This window comes from Actinoallomurus acaciae, assembly GCF_042429965.1.
GTDB lineage: Bacteria > Actinomycetota > Actinomycetes > Streptosporangiales > Streptosporangiaceae > Actinoallomurus > Actinoallomurus acaciae.
The window spans coordinates 1-760 of record NZ_JBHLZP010001216.1; the positions used below are offsets into that span (position 1 = coordinate 1).

General features: G+C 75.5%; 1 protein-coding gene. It reads right to left on the reverse strand.

From position 1 onward, the window contains the following. Positions 1-760, reverse strand: a 760-nt coding sequence (locus ACFFNX_RS51735; protein ID WP_378213862.1) for a hypothetical protein, incomplete at both ends; no start/stop codon positions are given.

Sequence of the window (760 nt, forward strand, 5' to 3'; positions counted from 1 at the left end):
GGCCGTCAGCGCGCGGTCGAGCGAGCCGCCGGCCGCCTCGGCGAAGGCCACCGCGCACCAGGCCGGCCCCCGGCTCAGCTCGCTGTCCTCGGCGAGCCGCAGGCACTGCTCGGCCAGGTCGAGCGCCCGGTCGCAGCGGCCACGGAAGATCTCCACCTGCGAGGACCCGTACAGGCACATGAACAGGCTCTCCACCGCGCCGCGCTGCCGCACCGCGTACGTCAGCGAGCGGAGCTCGGCCCGCGCCTCCTCCACCCGATCGTGCAGGAGGTGGTTCCGGTGGCGCAGGTACACCGGGCCGTTGTGGTCGAACCGGATGGCCGGGTCCGGCGAGACGGCCAGCGCGCGTTCGAGGGTCCGTTCGGCCTCCAGCCGCCCGGTGTGAAACTCCGCGAGCGCCTGTTTGGTCAGCGCCAGCACCTCGGTACGGCGGTCGCCCGCCTCGGCGGCGAGCCGGGCTGCGGTGGCCGCCTCGTCGCGTGCCCGCACCGCCGATCCCTTCACCAGCCAGGCCCGCCAGGCGAGCCGGTAGTGCAGCGGGGCGAGCAGCGCGGGGTCATCGAGAGCGTCGGCGAACGCGCGCGGGAAGACGTCGTCCAGCTCGGCGAGCGCCTGGCCGCCGGAGTCGAGCAGCACGATCCAGGCCCGTACGCGCTCGGCCGGGATCGAGGCGTGCGCGAGCACCTCCTCGGCGATGCCGCGTGCCAGCGCGTACTCGCCCGCGGCCAGGGCGTCCTCGGCGGACGTGAGCCGCAGCCCG